Annotated in this window: 18 protein-coding genes; 10 read left to right on the top strand and 8 right to left on the bottom strand. The window is 33.1% G+C overall.

Annotated elements, in window-relative coordinates; genetic code table 11:
* Window positions 1–313 precede the first annotated feature (313 nt).
* The 6 genes from B0A81_RS17515 (at window position 314) to B0A81_RS17485 (ending at window position 10,270) form a co-directional block, all read left to right on the top strand.
* Complete coding sequence (locus B0A81_RS17515) at window positions 314–1,219, top strand: carbohydrate kinase family protein (protein WP_089059208.1); 906 nt, start codon at window positions 314–316, stop codon at window positions 1,217–1,219.
* A 158-nt stretch (window positions 1,220–1,377) separates the two neighbouring features.
* Entirely contained in the window at window positions 1,378–2,481 is a 1,104-nt protein-coding gene (locus B0A81_RS17510) for a fatty acid desaturase family protein (protein WP_089059207.1), read from the top strand.
* Between the two features lie 964 nt (window positions 2,482–3,445).
* On the top strand, window positions 3,446–4,552 hold the full coding sequence (locus B0A81_RS17500; protein ID WP_089052784.1) for an efflux RND transporter periplasmic adaptor subunit: 1,107 nt from the start codon (window positions 3,446–3,448) through the stop codon (window positions 4,550–4,552).
* Window positions 4,553–4,585: 33 nt separating this feature from the next.
* Entirely contained in the window at window positions 4,586–7,699 is a 3,114-nt protein-coding gene (locus B0A81_RS17495) for an efflux RND transporter permease subunit (RefSeq protein ID WP_089059205.1), read from the top strand.
* On the top strand, window positions 7,700–9,211 hold the full coding sequence (locus B0A81_RS17490; protein ID WP_089059204.1) for a TolC family protein: 1,512 nt from the start codon (window positions 7,700–7,702) through the stop codon (window positions 9,209–9,211).
* A 414-nt stretch (window positions 9,212–9,625) separates the two neighbouring features.
* The gene (locus B0A81_RS17485; RefSeq protein WP_089059203.1) at window positions 9,626–10,270 is read left to right on the top strand and encodes a M15 family metallopeptidase; all 645 of its coding nucleotides are present in this window, start codon (window positions 9,626–9,628) and stop codon (window positions 10,268–10,270) included.
* Between the two features lie 4 nt (window positions 10,271–10,274).
* Here the strand turns inward: B0A81_RS17485 and B0A81_RS17480 are convergent, their stop codons facing one another.
* The 8 genes from B0A81_RS17480 to tsaD all read right to left on the bottom strand — a co-directional run bounded on the left by B0A81_RS17480 (window position 10,275) and on the right by tsaD (window position 17,241).
* On the bottom strand, window positions 10,275–10,841 hold the full coding sequence (locus tag B0A81_RS17480) for a hypothetical protein (protein WP_089059202.1): 567 nt from the start codon (window positions 10,839–10,841) through the stop codon (window positions 10,275–10,277).
* 1 nt (window position 10,842) lies between these two features.
* Window positions 10,843–12,027: a THUMP-like domain-containing protein gene (locus B0A81_RS17475; RefSeq protein WP_089059201.1), complete on the bottom strand. Its 1,185-nt coding sequence runs from the start codon at window positions 12,025–12,027 to the stop codon at window positions 10,843–10,845.
* 2 nt (window positions 12,028–12,029) lie between these two features.
* Window positions 12,030–13,121: an AI-2E family transporter gene (locus B0A81_RS17470; protein ID WP_089059200.1), complete on the bottom strand. Its 1,092-nt coding sequence runs from the start codon at window positions 13,119–13,121 to the stop codon at window positions 12,030–12,032.
* 111 nt (window positions 13,122–13,232) lie between these two features.
* Window positions 13,233–14,183, bottom strand: a complete 951-nt coding sequence (locus B0A81_RS17465; RefSeq protein WP_089059199.1) for a zinc metalloprotease — start codon at window positions 14,181–14,183, stop codon at window positions 13,233–13,235.
* 158 nt (window positions 14,184–14,341) lie between these two features.
* On the bottom strand, window positions 14,342–14,836 hold the full coding sequence (locus B0A81_RS17460) for a TrmH family RNA methyltransferase (protein ID WP_089059198.1): 495 nt from the start codon (window positions 14,834–14,836) through the stop codon (window positions 14,342–14,344).
* A gap of 10 nt (window positions 14,837–14,846) precedes the next feature.
* Entirely contained in the window at window positions 14,847–15,485 is a 639-nt protein-coding gene (locus B0A81_RS17455) for a DUF4159 domain-containing protein (protein WP_089059215.1), read from the bottom strand.
* A 16-nt stretch (window positions 15,486–15,501) separates the two neighbouring features.
* Window positions 15,502–16,215 (bottom strand): 16S rRNA (uracil(1498)-N(3))-methyltransferase, encoded by a 714-nt coding sequence (locus B0A81_RS17450; protein ID WP_089059197.1) that lies wholly within the window; start codon window positions 16,213–16,215, stop codon window positions 15,502–15,504.
* Window positions 16,216–16,218: 3 nt separating this feature from the next.
* Window positions 16,219–17,241 (bottom strand): tRNA (adenosine(37)-N6)-threonylcarbamoyltransferase complex transferase subunit TsaD, encoded by a 1,023-nt coding sequence (gene tsaD, locus B0A81_RS17445; RefSeq protein WP_089059196.1) that lies wholly within the window; start codon window positions 17,239–17,241, stop codon window positions 16,219–16,221.
* Window positions 17,242–17,448: 207 nt separating this feature from the next.
* On the opposite strand from tsaD, the gene B0A81_RS17440 reads away from it, so the two are divergent.
* The 4 genes from B0A81_RS17440 (at window position 17,449) to B0A81_RS17425 (ending at window position 25,329) form a co-directional block, all read left to right on the top strand.
* The gene (locus B0A81_RS17440) at window positions 17,449–21,954 is read left to right on the top strand and encodes a translocation/assembly module TamB domain-containing protein (RefSeq protein WP_244281440.1); all 4,506 of its coding nucleotides are present in this window, start codon (window positions 17,449–17,451) and stop codon (window positions 21,952–21,954) included.
* 306 nt (window positions 21,955–22,260) lie between these two features.
* Window positions 22,261–23,247, top strand: a complete 987-nt coding sequence (gene pfkA, locus B0A81_RS17435; protein ID WP_089059194.1) for a 6-phosphofructokinase — start codon at window positions 22,261–22,263, stop codon at window positions 23,245–23,247.
* Window positions 23,248–23,343: 96 nt separating this feature from the next.
* Window positions 23,344–24,348 carry a type I glyceraldehyde-3-phosphate dehydrogenase gene (gene gap, locus B0A81_RS17430; protein ID WP_089052799.1) on the top strand — a complete coding sequence of 335 codons (1,005 nt, stop codon included), beginning with the start codon at window positions 23,344–23,346 and terminating at the stop codon, window positions 24,346–24,348.
* Between the two features lie 129 nt (window positions 24,349–24,477).
* The gene (locus B0A81_RS17425; RefSeq protein WP_089052800.1) at window positions 24,478–25,329 is read left to right on the top strand and encodes an N-acetylglucosamine kinase; all 852 of its coding nucleotides are present in this window, start codon (window positions 24,478–24,480) and stop codon (window positions 25,327–25,329) included.
* The last annotated feature ends 1 nt before the right edge of the window (window position 25,330 follow it).

Below are 25,330 nucleotides of genomic sequence, written 5' to 3'. Positions count from 1 at the left end.
ATCGATCCCAAATTTCAAGTTTACGTACTTATTAGATTTGAATTTTTGTTTAAAACCGCTCAATTGAGCGGTTTTTTTGTTCTATATCACTTTGTAATAACAGCTCTTTATGTCTCAGGATTATCATAATTATTTAGAGGTTGAGATCACTTTTTTAAAGATGCAGAATATAATTCATCCCAAAAAATATCTTATTTTTATAATATCCTTTTTTCATAAAAAGATAACGATTAATCGCAGTAGGAAAGAAAATCACATTTTCTGCGTTTTCGATTATACCACTTGAATAGTAGTAATAGTAAACAAATTTACAATGAGCAACATAAAAAAGCTTAAGGCAGTGGCCTATGGTGAAGTGCTTTGGGATGTTTTTGTCAATGAAAGAAAAATTGGCGGTGCACCTCTTAATGTTGCAATGCGAATGAAAACATTAGGATGCGAATCGGCCATGATCAGTTGTGTAGGAAAGGACGCAGATGGAGAAGCAATTATTGATTACGTAAAAAGTTTAGGACTTGAAACTGCGGCTATTTTTAAATCAGAAGAATTTGCAACAGGATTAGTAAACGTTACATTAAACGAGCAAGGATCTGCAAGTTATGAAATAAAATATCCATCAGCTTGGGATAAAATTGTATTGAATGATTCAGCCAAAGAATTAGCTGCTAATGCTGATGTTTTAATATACGGAAGTTTAGTTTGTCGAGATCAAGTATCGAGAAATTCGCTTGACGAACTACTGAAATCAAGTGTTTACAAAGTTTTTGATGTCAATTTAAGAAAACCTCATTATACATATGAAATTATAGAACACCTAATGAATACGGCTGATTTTGTAAAATTTAATGACGAAGAATTATTAGAAATTACTTCCGTAATGAATTCTCCTTTTTCAAGTTTAGAAGAAAATATGCAGTTTGCTGCCGAGAGAACAAAAGTAAAAGCCATGTGTGTAACTAGAGGTAAAGACGGTGCTTTATTAATGTGGGAAGGACAATTGTATGAAAACGTCGGTTATCCAGTAAAAGTAGCTGATACAGTAGGCGCAGGAGATTCATTTTTAGCAGCCTTAATTACATCACTGCTCACTGGTAAAGAGCCGCAAAATGCTATTGATTTTGCATGTGCAGTTGGTGGTTTGGTTGCCGAAGCTCCAGGAGCAAACCCTGAAATTTCACAGGCCCAAATTGAAGCAATAATGAAAAGAGTTAGAGCGTAAAATATAAAATCTGAATAATTAAAGCCGTTCAATAGAACGGCTTTTTTGTTTTCGATATAAAAAGACAGTCTTTTTTTTAGTTTTGTAATGCTTTGTTTTCGTGTGCTTTAACTTTTTTTTTATTAAATTTGATGTAAGAATTTCTAGTCAAAACCATTATGGAAAAATTAAAACGCCCGGTGTATCTTAAAGCCGGTACTGATGATTTTTTTAAGAAGTTGCGCACAGAAGTGAACGAAACGGTATTACAAAACTCATCTTTGTACCTATTCAACATTATTAAGTCGTTAGGACTTTTGGTACTTTTCTTTTCCTCTTATACTTGTATTCTACTGTTTGGAAATAGTACCCCTTTATTATTCTTTTTCTATATTTTGTGCGGTATAACTATGATCGTACTTTTTATAAATGCCTTTCATGACGCTGCGCATGGAGCTTTATTTAAAAAATCAAAACATAATGAATGGTTTATGTATGTGCTGGAGCTTTTTGGTGGTAATCATTGGCTTTGGACAAGGCGACATATCAATCTTCATCATGCATATCCAAATGTTCCCGATTGGGACATTGATATTAAGCAAAGTGATATCATAAGGATTTTTCCAAACAGTCCATTGTTCAATTATCATAAATATCAGCATATTTATATGTGGTTTATTTATCCGCTGTACAGCTTAAATTGGATTTATATTCGTGATTTCAAAGACTTTTTTGGAAAGAGAAATAATTATGTAAAAAAAGTAGTCGAGAACATTCCGCAAAAAGAAATATACAAACTGTTTTTAGCAAAAGCGGTCAACCTGATTTATCTGCTTTTTATTCCCATGATTGTATTAAAGCAACCTTGGTATATAGTTTTAGCAGGCTGGTTTTCGATGCATTTGTGCGGCAGTATGTTGGGAGTTGTCGCACTCGTGTCAACACATGTAGATGAAGATGCACATTTTCCTGAAACGGATGAAGATGGAAATTTATCAGCAACTTGGGCAATGCATCAAATGATTGTTACTAAAGATTTCAGTACCAATAGTAAATTGGCGAATTTTTTATACGGAGGCTTTACACATCATGTTGCGCATCATCTTTTTCCGGGTGTCGGACATACTTATTATCCTTATATAACACCAATTATTATACGTTACGCGCAAGAATATGATCTTCCTTATACTTCCTATCCGTTTTATCATGCAGTTCGGTCACACTTTAGAATGCTCAAAAATAAAGGCGTGAAAGAAAATATCATGATAACAGGAGAAATATAAAGATTCGTCTTAATTAATTTCTAGTCCTTTACATTGATTTTTAGAGAAGTTTATTGTGGCTGTAATGCTCTTCTGGGGCATTTTTAAGACTAATTTTTAAAGTCTGCATAAAAAATGATTACACCAAATGGGTTAATCCTATCTTTTTCATATAGAAATGGAGCTAAGAATGTAAATGAAAAGTTAATGATTTGTAAATAAAATAAACAACTAGAGGTTTATTCTTTAAAAAATCTGATTTGGCTTAGGTATTTTGCTTTTTTTGGAAAAATTTAAGAATCGGTTACTTTTCAAATTACTATATTTGGCCCACCATCAAGAAAAGTATACTCTTTTCAAACAACAAATATTGTAATCCTTCGCTTTGCGTTCATGAAACAAATTAAGTTCATAAGTGTTATTTTACTCTTTCTGCTCACTTTTACAAGTAGCGCGGAGTACTTTAAGCACCCTTCTGAGTTTTCGATTTGTCATGGTCAGGATTTCCTTTCAACATCAGAAATACCAGAGGTTTTACCTTCAGCACTAATTATATCCAAAGATCTGGATATACATTTTATAGTCAAAAAGAAGATGAAATCTCGTGCAGTCTCTTCAGACAGCAATATTTTAAAAAGCTTATATTTTACCAAATTAGTACATTTTAAGGTCTTCGAAGACAGCTTGATTTATGGTATAGCAAACATATATCAAATTCAGCGTCATACACACCTTCACTTGTACCAACTATTCTAGATTTCCCATTTCCCTTTTATTTTTATATACAGAAACAACTTTCTGCAATACTGCTTTGTATTTATTTTATAAAGGTATTTGCGCTATAAAAATATGCCATAAAACGGTGCTGCTTAAAACAATAAGCAGTATACGATAAACTCCCTATTTTCAGTATTTAACCCATTTACCACTCCCTATAAATCAATATAGGGAGCCAGTATATTTATGTAATTTTTAAAAAACAATTATGAGCATTAGTAAAAAACAATTCCTTTTGTACGCATTCTCTGTTTTATTTCTAGCTTCTTGCGGAGATAAAGCCGAAAAAAAATCCGCAAATATAAAAACACTGCCTGTATATAAGGTAACTGTAAAAGATACCATCGTTTCAAATCGATTTGTTGCTGATGTACATGCTAAAAATAATGTCGAAATTCATGTTCGCATCCCTGGATTACTAGATAAAGTTTATGTAAGCGAAGGACAAAGAGTAAAAAAAGGACAAATTCTTTTTAAGATCAGCGACGTAGAACTTCAAATACAACTTTTAAAAGCTGAAGCTGTTTACAAAAGCACATTAGCAGACCTTCGAATTGCTACAGTTGAACTGGAGCAAGCTCAAACTCTTTTTAATAAAAAAGTAATTGCTGATAAAGAATTAGAATTATCAAAAGCAAAACATGATGCAGCAAATGCTAAAGTTGCTCACGCTTCGGCAGAGAGAAAAGCGATAAAACAGCAAATTAGTTTTACAACGATAACAGCACCTTTTGACGGAACTGTAGATCGTATTCCATTTAAAGAAGGAAGCTTAGTAGAAAACGGCTCTTTGTTGACGACAGTTTCACAATTAGACGATGTATATGCCTATTTCTCAATACCTGAAAATATTTATTTTCAAATGATGGCAGATAAAAGTCTTAATACCAAAGGCGATATCAAATTAGTATTGCCAAATGGTATGGTTTACGGTCAAACAGGAGAATTAAAAACAGCCGATGGAGAAATTGACAGACAAACAGGTTCAATTCAGTACAAAGCCAAATTTCATAATCCGCAAGGCTTTATCAAACACGGAACATCTGGAAAATTGATTATTTCAGAGCCAAGAACCAATGTTGTTTTAATTCCGCAAAAAGCAGTTTTCTCTATCCAAGACAAGCAATTCGTGTTTGTAGTTGACAAAGGAGGAATTGTAAAAATGACCAATATTGTTATTGGAAGCACTCTTGATGATGTTTACATTTTGAAGAAAGGATTAAAAAAGAATGATCTTATTGTACATGAAGGAACCCAATCACTTCGAGATGGAGATAAGATTAATATTAGAGACGCACAAAGTGTAAGCTTATAAGCCATTACATAATTATTACTAAAAAAATATAAAATGATAGAGTTGTTTATCAAAAGAAAAATATTGTCACTTATTATATCCGTGATGATAGTACTTTTGGGGTTATTGGCTTTGTTTCAATTACCCATAACGCAGTTTCCCGATATTGTACCGCCGTCTGTAACCGTAACGGCAAAATATACAGGTGCCAATGCCGAAGTATCGGCCAATGCCGTGGCACTTCCTTTAGAACGAGCTATAAATGGTGTACCGGGAATGACTTATATGTCTACCGTTACCTCAAATGATGGTTTAACCCTAATTCAGGTTTTCTTTGAAGTAGGAACAGACCCTGATCTTGCCGCCGTAAACGTTCAAAATAGAGTAACAACCATACTAGACGAACTTCCCGAAGAAGTAATACGGGCCGGAGTAACGACCGAAAAGGAGGTAAATAGTATGTTGATGTACTTAAATATCACAAGTACTGATAAAACGCAGGACGAACAATTTATCTTCAACTTTACGGATATTAACATTCTTCAGGAATTAAAACGTATTGATGGAGTAGGTCGTGCTGAGATTATGGGACAGAAAGAATACTCAATGCGAGTATGGCTGGATCCGCAAAAAATGCTTTCCTATAACATTTCGGCAAACGAAGTGATAACTTCACTGCAAAAACAAAATATTTCTGCAGCTCCCGGTAAAGTTGGAGAAGGATCAGGGCAGCTTGACAATCAACTTCAATATGTAATAAAATACGGAGGGAAATTCTTCGAACCTAAACAATATGAAGAAGTACCGCTTCGTGCCAATTCAGATGGAACAATCTTACGATTAAAAGATATTTCTAATATCGAATTTGGAGCAATGAGTTACGGAATGGTTTCTAAAACCGACGGTAAACCTTCGGCTTCAATTATGTTGAAACAAAGACCAGGTTCAAATGCCTCTGAAGTAATTGCCAGTGTAAAAGAAAAAATGGCAGAGTTGAAAATATCGTCTTTCCCTCCAGGAATGGATTATAACATTGCTTATGATGTATCTCGTTTTCTTGATGCCTCAATAGATGAAGTTTTAAAAACATTAATAGAAGCCTTTATTCTAGTTGCTTTTGTTGTTTTTATATTTCTGCAAGACTGGCGTTCTACATTAATACCAGTATTGGCAGTGCCAGTAGCCTTAATTGGTTCATTTGCTTTTATGTCGATGATGGGATTCTCTATAAACCTGCTTACCCTTTTTGCCCTAGTACTTTCCATAGGAATCGTTGTCGATAATGCCATTGTAGTTGTAGAAGCCGTCCATGTTAAAATTTCCGAAGAACATATGGCGCCTCTGCCCGCAACAATTAGTGCGATGAAAGAAATTACAGGAGCCGTTATTGCGATTACCATTGTTATGGCAGCCGTGTTTATACCAGTTGCATTCTTGAGCGGTCCTGTTGGAGTTTTCTACAGACAGTTTTCGCTTACTATGGCAATTAGTATTGTAATTTCTGGAATTAATGCCCTTACATTAACACCAGCTTTGTGTGCGATAATGCTTAAACCGCATGATCCAAATAAAAAGAAAACATCATTATTAGATCGTTTCTTTGTTCGTTTTAATGCGTGGTTCGACAACATTACTTCAAAATACATCAGAGTATTGTCAAAATTTGCAGACAGAAGTTCGATGACTATCGGTCTTTTAGTTTTGTTCTGTTTCCTTACTTGGGGAACTTCGAAGTTCTTACCTTCAGGATTCATACCTTCTGAAGATCAGGGAATGGTATATGTAAACGTAACTACACCGCAAGGAGCTACTGTAGAACGTACCGAAAAAGTGCTTGATGAAGTAACTCGCATCGCCAAACAAATTGATGGAGTTGACAACGTAACAACTCTTGCAGGTTACAGTATCGTTACTGAAATTGCAGGAGCTTCTTATGGTATGGGAATGATAAATCTGAAAGACTGGAAAGATCGAAACATTTCTGTAAATGAGTTTATTACAATGCTTACGCAGAAAACAAAAGGTATTGCAGATGCTCAAATCGAAGTTTTTGCACCGCCTACAGTTCCTGGTTTTGGTAATACCAGCGGTTTTGAATTGCGTTTATTGGACAAATCAGGCGGAACGATTAATAATACCGATGCAGTTACGAAAAACTTTATTAAAGAATTGAATGCTTCGCCAGAAATACAAAATTCATTTACAAGTTTTGATGCTACATTCCCGCAGTATTTAATACATATTGATTATGATCTTGCGGCCAAAAAAGGAATATCTGTAGACAACGCCATGTCTACCCTGCAAACCATGCTGGGATCGTTTTATGCCACAAACTTTATTCGTTTTTCTCAAATGTATAAAGTAATGGTACAAGCAAGTCCGCAGTTTAGAAAAAATCCAGAAAGTATTCTAGACATGTATCTTAAAAATGATGCAGGCGAAATGGTGCCATTTTCAACATTTATAAAACTAGAACGAGTTTACGGTCCAGAGGTTTTAACCCGTTATAATATGTATATGTCAGCTATGATCAATGGTGAACCAGCAGATGGATACAGTTCTGGAGAAGCTATTGCTGCAGTAGAAAAAATCGCAGCCGAAAAGCTGCCAAGCAGATTTGAACTTGAATGGTCAGGAATGACACGTGAAGAAATTTTATCAGGAAACCAGACCATTTACATCTTTGCATTATGTATCCTTTTCGTTTACTTATTACTTGCCGCACAATACGAGAGTTTACTGCTTCCGTTTCCGGTGCTTTTAAGTTTGCCTGTAGGAGTTTTTGGTTCCTATCTCGCATTGCTGGCAGTGGGCTTAGACAATAATATTTATGCTCAGGTCGCCTTAGTCATGCTTATAGGACTCCTCGCCAAGAATGCCATTTTGATTGTAGAGTTTGCGATTGCCCAGAACAAGCTGGGGCAGGGAATTACCGAAGCTGCAATTGAAGGCGCAAGATTACGTTTCAGACCTATTTTGATGACCTCATTTGCTTTTATTTCTGGGCTTATACCATTGTGTATTGCCTCTGGAGCTGGTGCAATTGGAAACCGATCTATTGGTACTGCAGCTGCAGGAGGAATGTTAATAGGAACTGTTTTTGGACTGGTAATAATTCCGGGGCTTTACATCCTGTTTGCAAAAATTGAAAAAGCTTGGAATAAATAAATGAAAACAATGAAAAATAATTTTAGAAAATTTCTTAAACATACAGAGTCAATATATCTCACCACGAATAAATCAAAATATGTACTTGTAGTTGTGTTTTTAATGTTACTTTCTGCCTGTTCTGCCCCGAAAGAGGCAGAGCAGCAGAAGGTAAAAACACTGCCTGAAAATTTTGCCTCAAATCCAAAAACAACAGACAGCCAGCAGACATTTACACCGCTAAAAACAGAATCGTATTTTAAAGATCCAGAGCTGGAAAAACTGTTAGACATAGCAGTAGCTCAGAATCCTGATTATTTAGCAATGCAGCAGAGAATTCTAATTGCAAATTCGCATCTAAAAGTGGCAAAATTAGCTTTACTGCCATCATTTGATATTGGTGCTGATGTTTCAGGAACACATTACGGTAAATACACTATGGATGGTGTAGGGAACTTTGATACTAATTTCTCGCAGAACATATCAGAAAAACAAAGAATTAATACAGATGTAACTCCCAATTTGTTTTTAGGAGGAAAAGTATCTTGGGAAGCTGATATATGGGGAAAACTGAGCAATAGAAAAAAAGCTGCCCAACAAAGATTTCTTGCATCACAAGAAGGAGTAAGATTGTTGCAGACAAGATTATTGAGCGATGTTGCTGAGCTTTATTTTAAGCTTATTGCCCTCGACAAGCAAAAAGTAATTTATGAGCGAAACTTAAAAACGCAGCAGCGTGCCCTTGATATTGTTTCGGCACAGCGCGCAGTTGGTAAAGCAACAGAATTAGCTGTGCAGCAATTTAATGCTCAAAACAATAGTATTTTGGCTGAAGCCGAAGAATTGAACCTTAGTATAGATCAAACCGAAAAAGCTTTGTTGACTCTTTTAGGTGAATATGGAGGTAAAGTAACCAGAAGCAAAGATTTTCTATCAGGACATCTTGAAGTGCTGAATCAAAAAATGAGTGTTGATTCAATCATACATAATCGACCAGATGTGTCACAAGCTTATTTCGAATTACTGGCTACAAAAGCAGATGCAAAATCAGCGAGAGCTGCTTTTTTTCCAACAGTAAACTTAGGTGGTTATGTTGGTCTTAATTCATTTTCTTTTGCAACATTCTTCGACAGCGGATCATTTGCGTGGCAGTTATTGGGCGGAATTACTGCGCCAATATTTAATAAAGGACAAATTAAACATGAATTTTTTACCGCCAATCGCAGACAGCAGATTAGCTTTTTAGAATATCAAAATTCGATCACGACCGCTTACAATGAATTGAGTGCGTTGTTGTATCGCACAAAAGCGTTTGAAGATGTTTTAAAATACAAATCAAAACAAGTTGAACATCTTGAAATTGCAGTAAATGTGTCAAATGATTTGTATTTGAGCGGTTATGCCAATTATCTGGAAATAATAAACGCACAAAAAGACATGCTTCAGGCAGAACTTGATTTTGTAGACATACAATTTAAAAATGTAAGCTCGCAAGTGTTGTTGTACAAAGCTTTAGGAGGAGGAATAAACTAAAAACTTCTTCAATACTATCTCTAATAAAATGCGTAAAGGTCTCTGACTTTTACGCATTTTTTTGTTGTTTAAATTCATATTTATCTTGGAATTGTATTCATGTTTAATCCGTTGGGTGAAATTAATTTTAACACATAGAAACATAGATTTTGTACTCTCAAAAGAGGCGTTTCACTTATTTTAAACACACAGAGTTGGCTATGTTCAAGGAATATATTTCTCTTTTACATTCTTTGTTGTGCAAGAAGAATCTATGTTTCTATGTGTTGGTTTTTTTTTTATCACCATACTAAGCGAACAGGCAAAGTAATTACATCCAATGTGTTCATCTGTAAAATATTTTAGGAAGAAAACCGATTAAATAGGAGATTGGCAATTTTTTGAGTAATTTCATTTTTTCAAAATTTAAAACTCATGGTACAATTAACCAAAACTCTTTTTGTAATCGCTTTTTTTTCAATAATCTCTGCAAATGCTCAAAACGAAACATATGCAAGTCCCAAAGAAGTTGCGGATACAACTTTTGTAAACTTAAAAGACTACAGTAAAGATTTTGTGTACGATATGAAATATGCAACCGAAGACAATTTTTTGAAAGCAAAAGTATACGATTGCGCGGAGTGTTTACTTCGCTACAAAACAGTTAAAGCTTTAATTGCCGCCAATAAAGATTTTATAGAAAAAGGCTATAGAATTAAGCTTTTCGACTGTTACAGACCTTTATCAATTCAGAAAAAAATGTGGGAGATTGTTCCAAAACCAGAATATGTTGCAGACCCGAAAAAAGGATCTATACATAATAGAGGAGGAGCTGTAGATATTACATTGGTAGATTCTAACGGCAAAGAGCTGGAAATGGGAACTTCTTTTGATTACTTTGGATTTGAGGCAAGCCATAGCTTTCCAACACTTCCTAGAAAAGTAAAATCGAATAGAAAATTTCTAAAAAAAATAATGATTCAAAATGGATTCAACCCGTTTGATTCAGAATGGTGGCACTATAATTTAAAAACAGGGCTCAAAGACCCTGTTTCTAATCAAAAATGGAACTGTGAATAATTAATTATTCAACACATCTTATGTTTTGCATAAAGTAAGTATTAGGTTGGAACGTCTTGCCGTTCATTTCAGAAACCAACTCGCTTTTTACAATATAATCATCTATATCAGTCAAGTACTTAATTCTCATGATCGAAACAGGGGATTTTTTCAATTCCTCAAAGTTATCTTTCATGAACATAAAAATTCCTGTATTTACACGGTTGTCAAAACCTTTATCATCGCGAAGTAAAGTGCCGCAGTTTTCTTGATTGATATGTAGTAAAGTAACAATTTTACCATTTTCTAACTGCAAAAATATTTTTGAGTTTTTATCAAAACAGTTGGCTTTCATAAAGTCTTTACTTTTTTGAATCAACTGCACGTTCAAAGTTGGAAGACCATCCGTTTGTGCCAGCGAAAAGAAAATGTAGCTGGAAGTACCTCCAAAGTTTTTCTCGCTTACTAAATATTCATTAGTTATTTTATAAGTCCCAATAGAATCGGTAACATTAGTACTGTATTCACATGGTTTTTGTGCAAATCCGGTAAAGGTTAATAAAAAAAAGGTTAGCGTAATTAAGTGTTTCATTTTAAATTATTTTTGTGCAAATTAAAACTATTTTGTTGTCATTTTTATCAGTTGTAAAAAAACAATATTTATTACCTCCATTTTTTATTTTCCATTTTTTTCGAATGTTCTCTACCGTTTCAGGAAAATTTCGCGTGGTAATATTTGCCTGCTCATTTACAAGCTCCGTTTTCATATCATTTTTACTATACGGAATCACTTTCTCAATTTCGAAAGTGCGCCCTGGAAAATCAATTAATTCGTCAGATGTATATAAATGCGAATGTTTATGCAGTTTACCAATTTTAAAAATCGAGCTTACTTCATCAAATCCGCCAGATTTCATTATTGCCGAATTAGGTTCGTAAATATACTTTTTAGGCAATTCATATGGTATAAAATCCATTTTATCATCCAAAACAAATTCAAAAGTTTCAATTTTATCCTTTAGAATATTAGCCGTTTTTAAAGTGATGGTGCCTTTATAATGATTGTGAATTTCAAAAAGTAATTCCTTAACCTCATTTTCTAGAGCAATTATATGAATGTTTTTTACAAATTTTAATTCAGATAAACCTGCAGAAATATCCAGTAAAGGAGCCGTTTTAATTAAAATAGAATTCGATTTTTCAAAATAGAAGTCTAATGATTCTGGAACATTTGGCAAACAGTCTTTCAACATAAAAACCTTGCCTTTGGCATCATTTCGGCGAGAAGGATCAATATAAATCCAATCCCAAACATCAGCATCTGATTCTTTTAAGATATTGGCAGAATCCGTTGCATAGCAAAAACAATTTTTAATTTGTAATTGCTGTAAATTATGTTTTACGATATTGGATAAATCTTCATTAATTTCGCAATGCGCGACAACTTTAAACTTTTTAGAAAAGTAATAATCATCAACACCAAAACCTCCAGTAAGATCAATTAAACATTTACCAGAAATTAAAGAAGCTTTATATTCAGCCGTTTTTTCTGATGAGGTTTGTTCAACAGAAACTTTACTTGGATAAATAATGTTTTCAGTAGAGAACCAAGTAGGCAGTTTATCTTTAGCTTTAGTTCTGGCTTCGATTTGATTTAAAACTGCTATCCAGTCAACCTCAGGAAAAGGATTTTTCTGAAGTGCAAGTTTACTAATAGAAACACCAGTATTTTGAGTAATAAATTCTTGAATGTTTTTGTTTAAAATCGAAAAGTTCAATGCTAAATTCTTTCAGTTAATACGGAGACAATTTTGTTGTCAGGGAAAAATTCTTTTAAGATTACTTTTACCATCGTAAAAAATGGAATTGCAATAATCATTCCTACGATTCCAAAAGTGATACCACTGATTACCGTAATCAAGAATATCTCTAACGGATGCGAATTTACACTTTTTGATGAAATTATAGGCTGGCTGATATTATTATCAATAGCCTGAACAAGTAAAAAGCCTATGACTACATAAATGGTCGTAGGTAAAATCTCCGATTGAAAATCTTGACCAATTAAACTGATCATAGTTAATAACGCCGCCAGTATAGTACCGATAATTGGTCCTATATAAGGTATGATGTTTAAAATTGCACATAAAAAAGCAATTACAAATGCATTTTTATTGCCAAAAATAAGAAGCACAATAAAATACAAAATAAATACCACAGTTAATTGAAGTAGTAAACCGATAAAATAACGGGTTAAAAAATGATTTATCTTGGCAACTGAGTTTAATATTTTGTCTTCATTAGTGTCAGGCAGAATTTTTCTAGCGGAAAGTTTAAAAGCATCTTGATCTTTAATGAAGAAAAAAGTAATGAAAAATACCGAAACGAATCCCATACCCATATCAGCCATAAAGCTGAAAATAGAATTCAAGAATCCTGTAAAGTAAGTTAAATCCAGCATGGAAGTTATCTTTGATTCTTTCAAAACTTTATTCAAATCTAAGTGCTGAATATTAAAATAACTTTCAATACTTTTTTCTGTTTCAATAAATTGCTGCTGTAAGGCGTTAGTGTCCAGCAGTGATAAGTTATTGGCTTGAGAGATAATTAATGGAACAAATAGTAAAATAAAACCCACTAATGCTAATACAAAAAGTACAAGTGTTGTAGTGGCAGCTAATGAGTTGCTGAATTTTAATTTGTTTTTCAAAAACTGCACTAACGGATTTGCAATTAGGCATAATATTAAAGAAATGCATAAGTAAACAATAACACTTTGAATTTCATATAAAAAATAGAGTCCCGCGCCAACAAGTAAGATTGTAGTTAAAGCTCTTAAAATTCCGTTTGAAATAGTTTTTGACGTCACCATATTTAAATTTTAGATGATAAATATAGGAAAAAGCTTTTGAAAATTTTGGATAAACAAAAAAAAGCGAGATGATATCATCTCGCTCTTTGTTTTATAAATGCTGTACCTGTTCTAGATTCCAAAAGCAGCTCTTGGTCCTCCCGAAAGGAAAATTGCAGCCATTCTTGTTTTTTGGCCTTCTGTAAACATATACATAGCATTGTCATCAACATAATCCATGTAATTCATTGTCATTTCTACCGGAGTTCCAGTACATGTACTGTAATGAGGATATGCTGGAACACCATAGTTTTCTGCATTGTGAGTAGGTGTATCAGAAACTAAGTCATTTCCACAAGTTGCATCTCCCCAAATGTGGCGTAGATTCATCCAGTGACCAACTTCGTGAGTTCCAGTTCTGCCAAGGTTAAATGGTGCATTTGCTGCGCCTGATAAACCAAAGTATTTAGAATCAATTACAACTCCATCAGTAGCCGAAGCACCGCCGGGAAATTGTGCATAACCCAAAATTCCGCCTCCAATAGCACAAGACCATAAATTTAGTTTTGTTGTTGGAGAAGTTGGTGCAATACCGCCTTGAGCCGTTTTTTTCATGGCATCATTTGTACCCCAAGAAGTTTTGGTAGTTGATTTTCTGATCACTTGATCTAAAACAAATGTAATTCCTACATTGGCTTTAACTCCTGAAAATAAGGCAGGAACATTTCCAAAATCAGAATTTTGTGCGTTGAAATCTTTGTTTAAAACATCGATTTGCGTTTGAATTTGAGCATTCGAAATATTCTGTGCTGCAGTTTTGTATAAAACATTCACAACAACTGGAATTTCGATTTTGCCATTCACTAAACGATTTGTAAGTAATTTTTGACTGGTAAAGGCTTCAATTTCATTCATCCTAATGGCTAATGTAGGATCGGCCTTTAATTGTGCTTCTAAAACTTCCTGTGAGGCACAAGCACGACGAGTTATTGCACTTGTGTCTGAATTTGACGGTTCAGATTGGTCGTTTTGACATGAAAACAGCACTAATGCTGTAATTGCGGTAATAATAACTTTTTTCATAATACTTGGGGTTTTTGTTATAAAAAATTAAATTTGGTTATTTATGTCGCAATTTTATAACAAAATGATCTTTTGACCAAAAAAATATAACAATTTTTTTGTCAGAATTTTACAAGCCCTTGTATAGTCTAGTTCTTACAAAAATGTTAAATATTTTTTTATGAAGTAAATTCGTATAAAGCTATACTTGCAGCTTGCACAACATTCATGCTGCTGTTTTTTCCAAACATATTTATGTGCACAATTTGATGTGAAATTTTTAGAAGCTCATCAGAAATTCCATTAATTTCATTGCCGATAATAAGTGCAATTTTTTGGTTTTTAGGAATTTGAACTTCTTTTAAAGGTTTGCTGGTGCTTGTGATTTCAAGCGAGATAATCTCGAAATTGTTTTCTTTCAGAAAAGTGATTAAGTCAGAAGTTTCTTCAATAATACTATGAGGCACATGAAGATGTGTGCTGCGTGAAGTTTTATTTATTTTTCTTGGAGTTAAAGGAATATCCTTGCCTAAAAAAATAATGCTCTCAACTCCTAAAGCTTCACCAATTCTAAAAAGCGAACCAATATTTTGCTGAAAATAAATATGATCGCAAACCAAAGTTATTGGAAATGTTTTTCTTTCAAATTGATTTTCTTCGTGAGTAAGCTGCACTTTTTAGTCTTTAGTTGGTAAAAATATAGTTGATGATATTAGCGCCCATTTTTAACGCTTTATCTCGAACATTTGCGGGATCATTATGTACTTCTGGATCTTCCCATCCGTCACCTAAATCACATTCGTAAGTGTATAATAAAACTAATTTATTTTCGACGAAAATTCCAAAAGCCTGCGCACGAGTTCCATCATGCTCATGAATTTTAGGAAGACCGTTTGGAAAAGGATAAGGTTTTTGAAAAATTGGGTGATTGGAAGGAATTTCAATTAAATCATTATTTGGAAATATTTTTTTTATTTCCTTTCGAATATATTGATCCATTCCGTAATTGTCATCAATATGTAAAAAACCTCCACCAGTTAAGTAATTTCTAAGATTAGTAACATCAGAATCGCTGAAAACAACATTTCCATGACCGGTCATATGCACAAACGGATACGAAAGTAAATCTGGATTACTAGGTTCAACAGTTGATGGTTTTGCTTTTATTCTAGTATTAATGTTCGCATTGCAAAATCGTATTAAGTTTGGGAGCGATGTTGGATTTGCATACCAGTCGCCGCCGCCGCTGTATTTTAACAAAGCAATTTCTTGAGAGAAAGAAGAAATAGAAACGAATAAAAATAAAAGAAATATTTTTTTCATAGTTGTTGAATAACAATTAGTTTGAAACTTCATTAAAAAATACAACACTATGACAAGCTGCAACTGCAGCAGTTTCAGTTCGCAATCGAGTATTTCCTAAAGTTACCGGCTGAAAATTATTTTCAATAGCCAACGCAATTTCCTTATCCGAAAAATCTCCTTCAGGACCAATTAATAAAGTTACATCTTCGTTCGGTTTTAAAGCACCTTTCAAAGATTTTTTGTCTGTTTCCTCGCAATGCGCGATGAATTGCAACCCTTTATTTTTTTGTTTAATGAATTCTTTAAAAGAAACAGCGTCGTTTAGTTTTGGAAGAAAAGTTTCATTTGACTGCTTCATAGCCGATAAAATGATTTTTTCAAAACGCTCTAAGTTGATAACTTTTCGTTCAGAACGATCGCATATAATTGGCGTAATTTCCTGAATTCCAATTTCGGTGGCTTTTTCTAAAAACCATTCAAAACGATCATTCATTTTAGTTGGCGCAACTGCTAAATGCAAGCGAAATTTTGGTTCTGGTGATTTTTTTATAGAAAGTACTTCAACAATACATTTATTATCAGAAGCCAAAGTTATTTCGGTTTCAAACAATAAGCCTGAACCGTTTGTAACATGAAGAATATCTGAATCTTTCTTGCGTAAAACTTTTATAATATGTTTGCTTTCTTCTTTATCAAAAGAAAAACTTTTTGTTGTTTCGTCTATATCAGGATTGTAAAATAACTGCATAATTTAAAATTGAATTCTCGCTTTTGAAACAACCGCAGAAGTTTCAAAACGTTTTGATAAATATTTTTGATAACCTACAATTCCAATCATTGCAGCATTATCTGTGGTATATTCAAATTTAGGAACAAAAGTTTTCCAGCCGTATTTAACTTCACTTTCTTTAAGTCTGGTTCTAATACCTGAATTTGCCGAAACACCTCCGCCAATTGCAATTTGCTTAATTCCTGTTTCTTTGACAGCAAGTTTTAATTTGTCCATCAAAATTTCAATAATAGTATATTGTATTGAAGCACAAATGTCATTAAGATTCTCTTCGATAAAATTTGGATTTTCTAGTTTATTTTTTTGAATAAAATATAGAATTGCCGTTTTTAATCCTGAGAAACTAAAATCTAAACCTGGAACTTTTGGTTTGGTAAAAGTAAATGCTTTTGGATTTCCTTCTTTGGCATATTTATCAATTAAAGGTCCGCCGGGATAAGGAAGGCCAAGAATTTTGGCACTTTTATCAAAAGCTTCTCCTACAGCATCATCAGTTGTTTCTCCGATAATTTCCATATCAAAAAAGCCGTTTACTTTTACAATTTGAGTATGTCCGCCGCTAATTGTTAAAGCCAGAAATGGAAATTCTGGTTTGTCAAAGCCTTCTTCATCTATAAAATGCGCCAAAATATGAGCATGCATATGATTTACAGCGATTAACGGAATTTTTAATGCTAATGCTAATGATTTACTGAAAGAACTTCCTACCAATAATGATCCCATTAAGCCTGGACCTTGTGTAAAAGCGATCGCAGTTAGCTGTTCTTTTTGTACATTTGCCTTACGAAGTGCAGCATCAATTACAGGCACAATATTTTGCTGATGCGCCCTTGAAGCTAACTCAGGAACAACACCGCCGTATTGGTTGTGAATTAATTGGTTGGCTACAACATTTGAGAGTACTTTGTCGTTATGTAAAACTGCGGCCGCAGTATCGTCGCATGAACTTTCGATGGCAAGAATAAAAACCTCTGGATTTTGCATATAAAGGCACAAATTTTGAATTATATTTGACAAATCAAATTTTCAATTTTCTTTGATTGTAAGGAGAAGCCAAAATTAAAGAATTTTTATCAAAACAGTCGTCCTTTGTCTGTTCAAAATAAATTAATACAAAAACAATAATAAAAAGCAGTTATCAAACGAATTAAGAAAATAGTATCCAGAACCCTGATTGGCTTAATTTTACTTTTGCTGGTACTTGCTATCACATTGTCGCTGCCTGTTGTACAAACAAAAATTGCACGATATATAACTGAAACTCTGAATACTGATTTTAAAACAAATATCAGTGTAGAGAAAACGGCAATCAATATTTTTGGGGGAGTAAAACTTAAAAAAGTCCTGATTTTAGATCATCATAAAAAGACTTTAATCTATTCTGACCTTATTACTACAGATATTTTAAGCATTAAAAGATTGCTTGATGGTGATTTAATTTTTGGTGATCTTCGTTTAACGGGTTTGATTTTTAATTTGAAAACCTATAAAAATGAAAATGAAAACAATATTAATAAGTTTATTAAATTGTTTGAAACTGGAAAAAAAACACCAAAATCTGCAAAGCATTTTCTCTTAACTGCACGAAATGCTTACATCACTAATGGTAATTTTTCGGTTATTGATGAAAATAAAAACACACCAAGATTCCTGGATTTTAAAAAACTGAATGCTTATATCAGCGATTTTAAGTTGTATGGTCCTGATGTAAATACTACTATTCACAGATTTTCTTTTTTAGACCATCGAGGTTTATATGTTTCAAACTTTGCCGGTAAATTCAGTTATACCAAAAAACAAATAAAAGTCGAAAACTTAGCCATAAAAACAAAAAGATCGTGGATTTATGGAAAAGCAATTTTAAATTATAAAATCACGGATTTTCTTGATTTTACAGATAAAGTTCAGTTTGATGTAGCTCTAGATTCGTCTTCGATTGCTTCAAATGATATTCGTTATTTTTATGACGGACTTGGTAAAAATCAACATTTTAGAGTTAGAACTAAGATAAAAGGACCTTTAAATAATTTAAATTTAAATCATCTTAGACTTAGCGATTCTAACGGATCGAAGATTTTTGGAAATATTAATTTTAGAAACCTGTTAGGAAGTAAAACGCAAAAGTTTTCTATGAACGGGAAGTTCGATAAATTAATTTCAAGCTATGATAATCTAGTAGTTTTACTTCCAGAGGTTTTGGGTAAAAAACTGCCAAAAGAACTTAAAAAAATTGGAAAGTTCAATATTGTTGGTAAAGCCAAAGTTTCGACTACAGATTTAGAAGCTGCTTTCAAAATGGCAACAGATCTTGGTAATGGTGTTGTAGATCTGCATATGAATAATATGGATTTTATCGACAAAGCATCATATTCAGGGAATATTGTACTTGATAATTTTAATGTAGGAGCATTATTAGACCGAAAGGATATTGGCAAAACAACCTTAAACTTAGATGTTGACGGTGTAGGTTTTACAGAGAAATATCTAAACACTAAGATAAAAGGTGATATTGCAAAACTAGATTATAATAAATATACCTATAACAATATAGTAGTAAACGGGAATTTTAAATTGCCTTATTATAAAGGACAGGTTTCTGTAAATGATCCAAACTTGAGTTTGTCTTTTGACGGTATGGTTGATTTGAGCAAACGCGAGAGTAAATATGATTTTCATATAAATGTAGAAAATGCCGATTTAAGAAAACTTAGATTTGTAGACGATTCAATTTCGCATTTTCAAGGTGATGCTGTTGTTGAAGTGACCGGTAATTCAATTGAAAATCTTAAAGGGAACATTTTTATTAAAGATGCTGTTTATCAAAATCCAAAATCGACTTATATCTTTGATGAAGTTACTATAAATTCTGGTTTTGACGAAAATAAACTGCGTACCATAACAATTAATTCTACCGACGTTGTTAATGGCGAAATAGTGGGTAAATTTCGTTTCGATCAGTTAGATAAACTGGTTATGAATTCCGTAGGAAGCTTATACACCAATTATAAACCTTATAAAGTAAATAAAGGCCAGTTTTTACGCTTTAATTTTCATGTATATAATAAGGTAGTCGAAATGCTGTATCCTGAAATGAAAATTGACTCAAGTACAGTTGTGCGAGGTAAAATAGATGCTGATCAGAATGAGTTTAAATTTAAGTTTAATTCGCATCAAATTACAGCAGCCAAAAATACGTTTGATAATATTAGAGTTAGTGTTGATAATAAAAATGCACTGTATAATGCTTTCGTAGAATTAGACAGCATCAAAACTCCTTATTATAAAATACGTGACTTTAATTTGATTAACGTTACTGCAAAAGACACTCTGTTTGTTAGATCTGAGTTTAAAGGAGGAGAAAAAGGCGAAGATTACTTTAATTTGGATTTGTTTCATACGATTGATAAAAACAAGAATAACATTGTAGGGATTAAGAAATCTGAAATGAAGTTCAAAGATTATCTATGGTATTTAAATGAAAATTCAGAACAAGACAATCAGATTATTTTTGATCAGTTTTTCAAAAATTTCACCTTTGATAATATAGTTTTATCACATGAAGATCAGAAAATTGATTTAAATGGGGTGATAAAAGGTAAGGACTATAAAGATCTGGTTTTGAATTTTGAAGATGTTGATATTAACAAGATTACGCCTTTAAATTCCAAGTTTGTTTTTAAGGGTAACTTGAATGGAAATATAAATTACAAGCAAAATAAAGATGTTTATCAACCCACCGCAACAATTTCAATTGATAAGCTGAATCTAAATGACATAGATTTAGGGACTTTGAAATTTGATATTGCCGGTGACGAAAGTTTTAAAAAGTTTACCATAAATTCCTCTATTGTTAATGGTTTTGCCGAGTCGTTTAGAGCAAATGGTACTTTTGCTATAGAAAATAAAGAAACGTTTTTAGACTTAAGTTTAAAGTTAGAAGGATTTAATCTGGCAACTTTAGGGAAAGTTGGCGGAGATGTTTTATCGAATGTGCGAGGAACAGTTTCAGGAAATGCAGCGGTAGTCGGGAATTTGAAAAAACCTGAAATCAACGGAAGACTTTATGTTGAAAAAGCAGGAATGACAATTCCGTACTTGAACACAGATTATGAACTTAGCGATCGAACGGTAATTGATTTAACAGATGAGAAATTCTTGTTCAGAAACAATCAATTGACGGATACCAAATTTGGAACAAAAGGGTTGCTGAATGGTACAATTGAGCATCATAATTTTGGAGATTGGAAATTAGATTTAACCATAACTTCTAAACGTTTATTGGCGCTGGATACAAAAGACAGCGAAGACGCGGCTTATTTTGGAACGGCTTTTATAAATGGAACTGCAAGTATAAAAGGACCTACAGACGGTTTATTTATTAAAGTAGATGCTAAATCTGAAAAAGGAACCGAAGTCAAAATTCCGATAAACAATTCACAAAGTGTTGGTGAAAGCAACTGGATTCATTTTGTAACGCCAAAAGAGAAATACAATTTGGCAAATGGTATTGTGGAACGAACAAAAAACTACAACGGATTAGAGTTGGAGTTTGATTTTGATATTACGCCAGATGCAGAAGTTGAAGTAATTTTAGATAGAAATTCCGGACATGGTATGAAAGGAAAAGGTTACGGATCGCTGTTGTTTAAAATTAATACACTTGGTAAGTTTAATATGTGGGGAGATTTCCAGGCATATGAAGGAACTTATAACTTTAAATACGGCGGTTTAATTGATAAAAAATTCTCCGTTAAAAAAGGAGGATCTATTATTTGGGAAGGAAACCCAATGAAAGCACAGTTAAATCTTGAAGCAGTTTATAAAACATCAGCAAATCCTGCGGTGTTGCTTGATAATACTTCTTCATTCAATAAAAAAGTACCAGTAGAAGTAGTTATTGGTTTAAGAGGAGATTTAACAAGTCCGGAGCCTAACTTTGATATTCAGTTTCCATCTGTAAGTAACGTGCTTAAATCTGAAATACAGTATAAGTTAGACGATAAAGATATTCGTCAAACACAAGCGCTTTATTTATTGTCTACAGGTTCGTTTATGAGTACAGACGGATTTAGTCAAGGCGATTTGTCTGGAACATTAACAGAAACGGCTTCCAGTTTATTAGGTGGAATTATAAAATCAGATAATGATAAGGTTAATATCGATTTAAATTATATCTCTGCAGATAAAAGGCTGGGACAAGAAGCGGATGGTCAGTTTGTGGCTAATATATCTTCTCAAATCAACGAACGTATTACGATCAATGGTAAATTAGGTGTACCGGTCGGCGGTGTTAACGAATCAGCAATCGTGGGTGATATTGAAATTTTGTATCGCGTAAATGATGACGGATCAATGAACCTTCGTTTGTTTAATAAAGAGAACGATATTAATTATATCGGACAGGGAATTGGTTATACACAAGGAGTTGGTATTTCGTACGAAGTAGATTTTGATACTTTTAGCGAATTGGTAAACAAAATGTTCAAAAATCATAAATTAGAAAGAGCAATTAAAAATTCAAATGATTTTCAAGATTCTAATTTAAATCCTGATTTTGTTAATTTTACCAATAAAAAAGAATCCGAGAAGAATAAGAAAGATGCTGAGAAAGATAAAAAGAAATCTCAGAAAGAAGAAGAGAAAAAACCGCAGCCTAGAAATAATAATGAAGGATTAATTCCGGATAACGATTTTTAGTTGATTGTTAAAAAAATGCTATTTCAACCCATTATTTACATAATGGGTTTTTTTATGCGTATTTTAGTCAATTCATAATTTTTCAGCGTAATACGATTTATGTGTTTTTTGTAACACTTCATTCGGCTATTGTTAATTTTAAAGAATTAATTAAAAAAATAGAGTTTTATTATTTTAAATGAAATTTTTATAGTCAAAAAACTTATTAACGAAAACGTTTGAATTTAACATATTTTATTAATTTATTATAAACAGAACCCGAAAAGTGGTGAACGTTTGCTAATTTTACACTTTAATACTTAAATAATGTCAAAAACAATAAAAAAAGTAGGTGTTCTTACCTCAGGAGGAGACTCACCAGGAATGAACGCTGCAATACGATCAGTTGTTCGAACATGTGCTTATCATAATATAGAATGCATAGGAATTTATAGAGGTTATCAAGGAATGATCGAAGGCGATTTTAAAGAAATGGGCCCTCGAAGCGTTAATAATATAGTAAATAAAGGAGGAACGATCCTGAAATCTGCTCGTTCCGTTGATTTTAGAACACCAGAAGGTAGAAAAAAAGCACACGAAAATTTAGTAAAAGCTGGAGTTGATGCTCTAGTAGTTATTGGAGGAGACGGAAGTTTTACTGGAGGTCTAATTTTCAATGCAGAATATGGTTTTCCTGTAATGGGAATTCCTGGTACAATTGATAATGATATTTTTGGTACAAGTCATACATTAGGTTATGACACCGCATTAAATACAGTAGTAGATTGTATCGATAAAATTAGAGATACTGCAAGTTCACATAACCGTTTGTTTTTTGTAGAGGTTATGGGTAGAGATGCAGGACATATCGCTCTTAATGCCGGAATTGGTGCTGGTGCTGAGGAAATTCTTATTCCTGAAGAAGATTTAGGTTTAGATAGATTATTAGACTCTCTTCAAAAAAGTAAAGCATCAGGAAAATCATCAAGTATAGTTGTTATTGCTGAGGGAGATAAAATTGGTAAAAACGTTTTTGAATTAAAAGACTACGTTGAAGCTAATTTACCGGAATACGATGTTAGAGTATCTGTTTTAGGACATATGCAGCGTGGTGGTTCACCATCTTGTTTTGATCGTGTACTGGCAAGTCGTCTTGGTGTTAAAGCAGTAGAATCTTTAATCGAAGGAAAATCAAACTACATGGTTGGTCTTAAAGAAGACAAAGTGTCGTTGACTCCGCTTGAACAAGCAATTAAAGGTAAATCTGAGATTGATAGAGAATTATTGAGAGTGTCAGACATCATGTCGACATAATTATATAAGACAAAGTTTAAAAAAGAAATGAAGTTTATTGTGAGGAAATTAGACTTTAAATTAGTGTAATAAAAACAAAAGCAAAAAATTAGTAAAATGTCAAAAGTAAAATTAGGAATAAACGGATTTGGACGTATCGGAAGAATCGTTTTTAGAGAAACTTTCAATAGAGATAATGTAGAGGTTGTAGCAATCAATGATTTGCTAGACGTAGATCACTTAGCTTACTTGTTAAAATATGATTCAGTTCACGGTCGTTTCAACGGAACTGTAGAAGTTAAAGAAGGGAAATTATATGTAAACGGAAGAAATATCCGTATCACTGCAGAAAGAAATCCAGCTGACTTAAAATGGAATGAAGTTGATGTTGATGTTGTTGCAGAATGTACTGGTATCTTTACAACTATCGAAACTGCAAATGAGCACATTAAAGGTGGTGCTAAAAAAGTAATCATTTCTGCTCCTTCAGCTGATGCTCCAATGTTTGTAATGGGAGTAAACCACGAAACTGCAAAAGCTACTGATTTAGTTGTTTCTAACGCTTCTTGTACTACAAACTGTTTAGCGCCTTTAGCTAAAGTTATTCACGATAATTTCGAAATCGTTGAAGGTTTAATGACTACTGTTCACGCGACTACTTCAACTCAAATGACTGCTGACGGACCTTCTAGAAAAGACTGGAGAGGTGGACGTGCTGCTGCAATCAATATCATTCCTTCATCTACTGGAGCTGCAAAAGCAGTTGGAAAAGTAATTCCTGCTTTAAATGGAAAATTAACTGGAATGTCTTTCCGTGTTCCTACTGCTGACGTTTCTGTAGTAGATTTAACGGTAAAAGTAGCTAAAGAAACTACTTACGAAGAAATTTTAGCGGTATTGAAAAAAGCTTCTGAAAACGAAATGAAAGGTATCTTAGGATATACTGAAGATGCAGTTGTATCTCAAGATTTTATTTCTGATAAAAGAACTTCAATCGTTGATGCTGGTGCAGGAATTGGATTAAATTCTACTTTCTTCAAATTAGTATCTTGGTATGATAATGAGTACGGATACTCAAGCAAATTGATCGATTTATCTGTACATATTGCAGGTTTAAAATAATATTATATATTTTTGCAGAATCCCGTTCGACGCGTCGAACGGGATTTTCTTATTTTGTTTCGTCTTTAATTATTGTAAAAAACACACTTATAGTTTATTGAAGAAAAACTAATCCAAAAACTAAATAAAATGAAATTAATAGTTGATAGTGGATCTACTAAAGCCGATTGGATTGCAATTGATGATAATGGAAAAGTATTATTCACCACACAAACCTTAGGATTAAATCCTGAAATTCTAGACGCTCCAGAAATCATTGAAAGATTAAACGATCGTTTTGATATTTTGCAAAATAAAAAAAATGCAACCCATTTGTTCTTTTACGGAGCTGGCTGTGGAACTGACAGAATGAAAGAAGCTTTAAAGCTGATCTTTCAGGATTATTTCACTAATGCAATTATTGACGTACAAGAAGATACTTATGCTGCCGTTTATGCAACAACACCAAAAGGTGAAGAAGCAATTGTTTCGATCTTAGGAACAGGTTCTAACTGCAGTTATTTTGATGGAAAAGTATTGCATCAAAAAGTGCAGTCATTAGGTTATATCTTAATGGATGACTGCAGCGGAAATGTTTTTGGAAAAGAATTAATTAGAAAGTACTATTTTAATAAAATGCCAAAAGAATTAGCGGTAGAACTTGAAAAAGAGTACGACGTTGATCCTGATTTTATTAAAAACAAACTATACAAAGAACCAAATCCAAATGCTTATTTGGCAACTTTTGCAAAGTTTTTAATCAAACACAAAGACACAGAATTCTGTAGAAAAATTATTTTCAAAGGAATGAAATCTTTCGTTAAAAACTATATCAAACAGTTTGATAACTGCAAAGAAGTTCCTGTACATTTTGTAGGTTCTATTGCATTTTATCTAAAAGATGAATTACAAGAAACTTTTGATAAATATGAACTTCAATTAGGGAACGTTTTAAGAAGACCTATTGATGGATTAATTGCGTACCATGTTGCTAACCAATAGT

Origin of the sequence: Flavobacterium plurextorum, assembly GCF_002217395.1 — a bacterium.
Lineage (GTDB): Bacteria > Bacteroidota > Bacteroidia > Flavobacteriales > Flavobacteriaceae > Flavobacterium > Flavobacterium plurextorum.
This window is presented reverse-complemented; position numbering and strand designations above follow the sequence as displayed.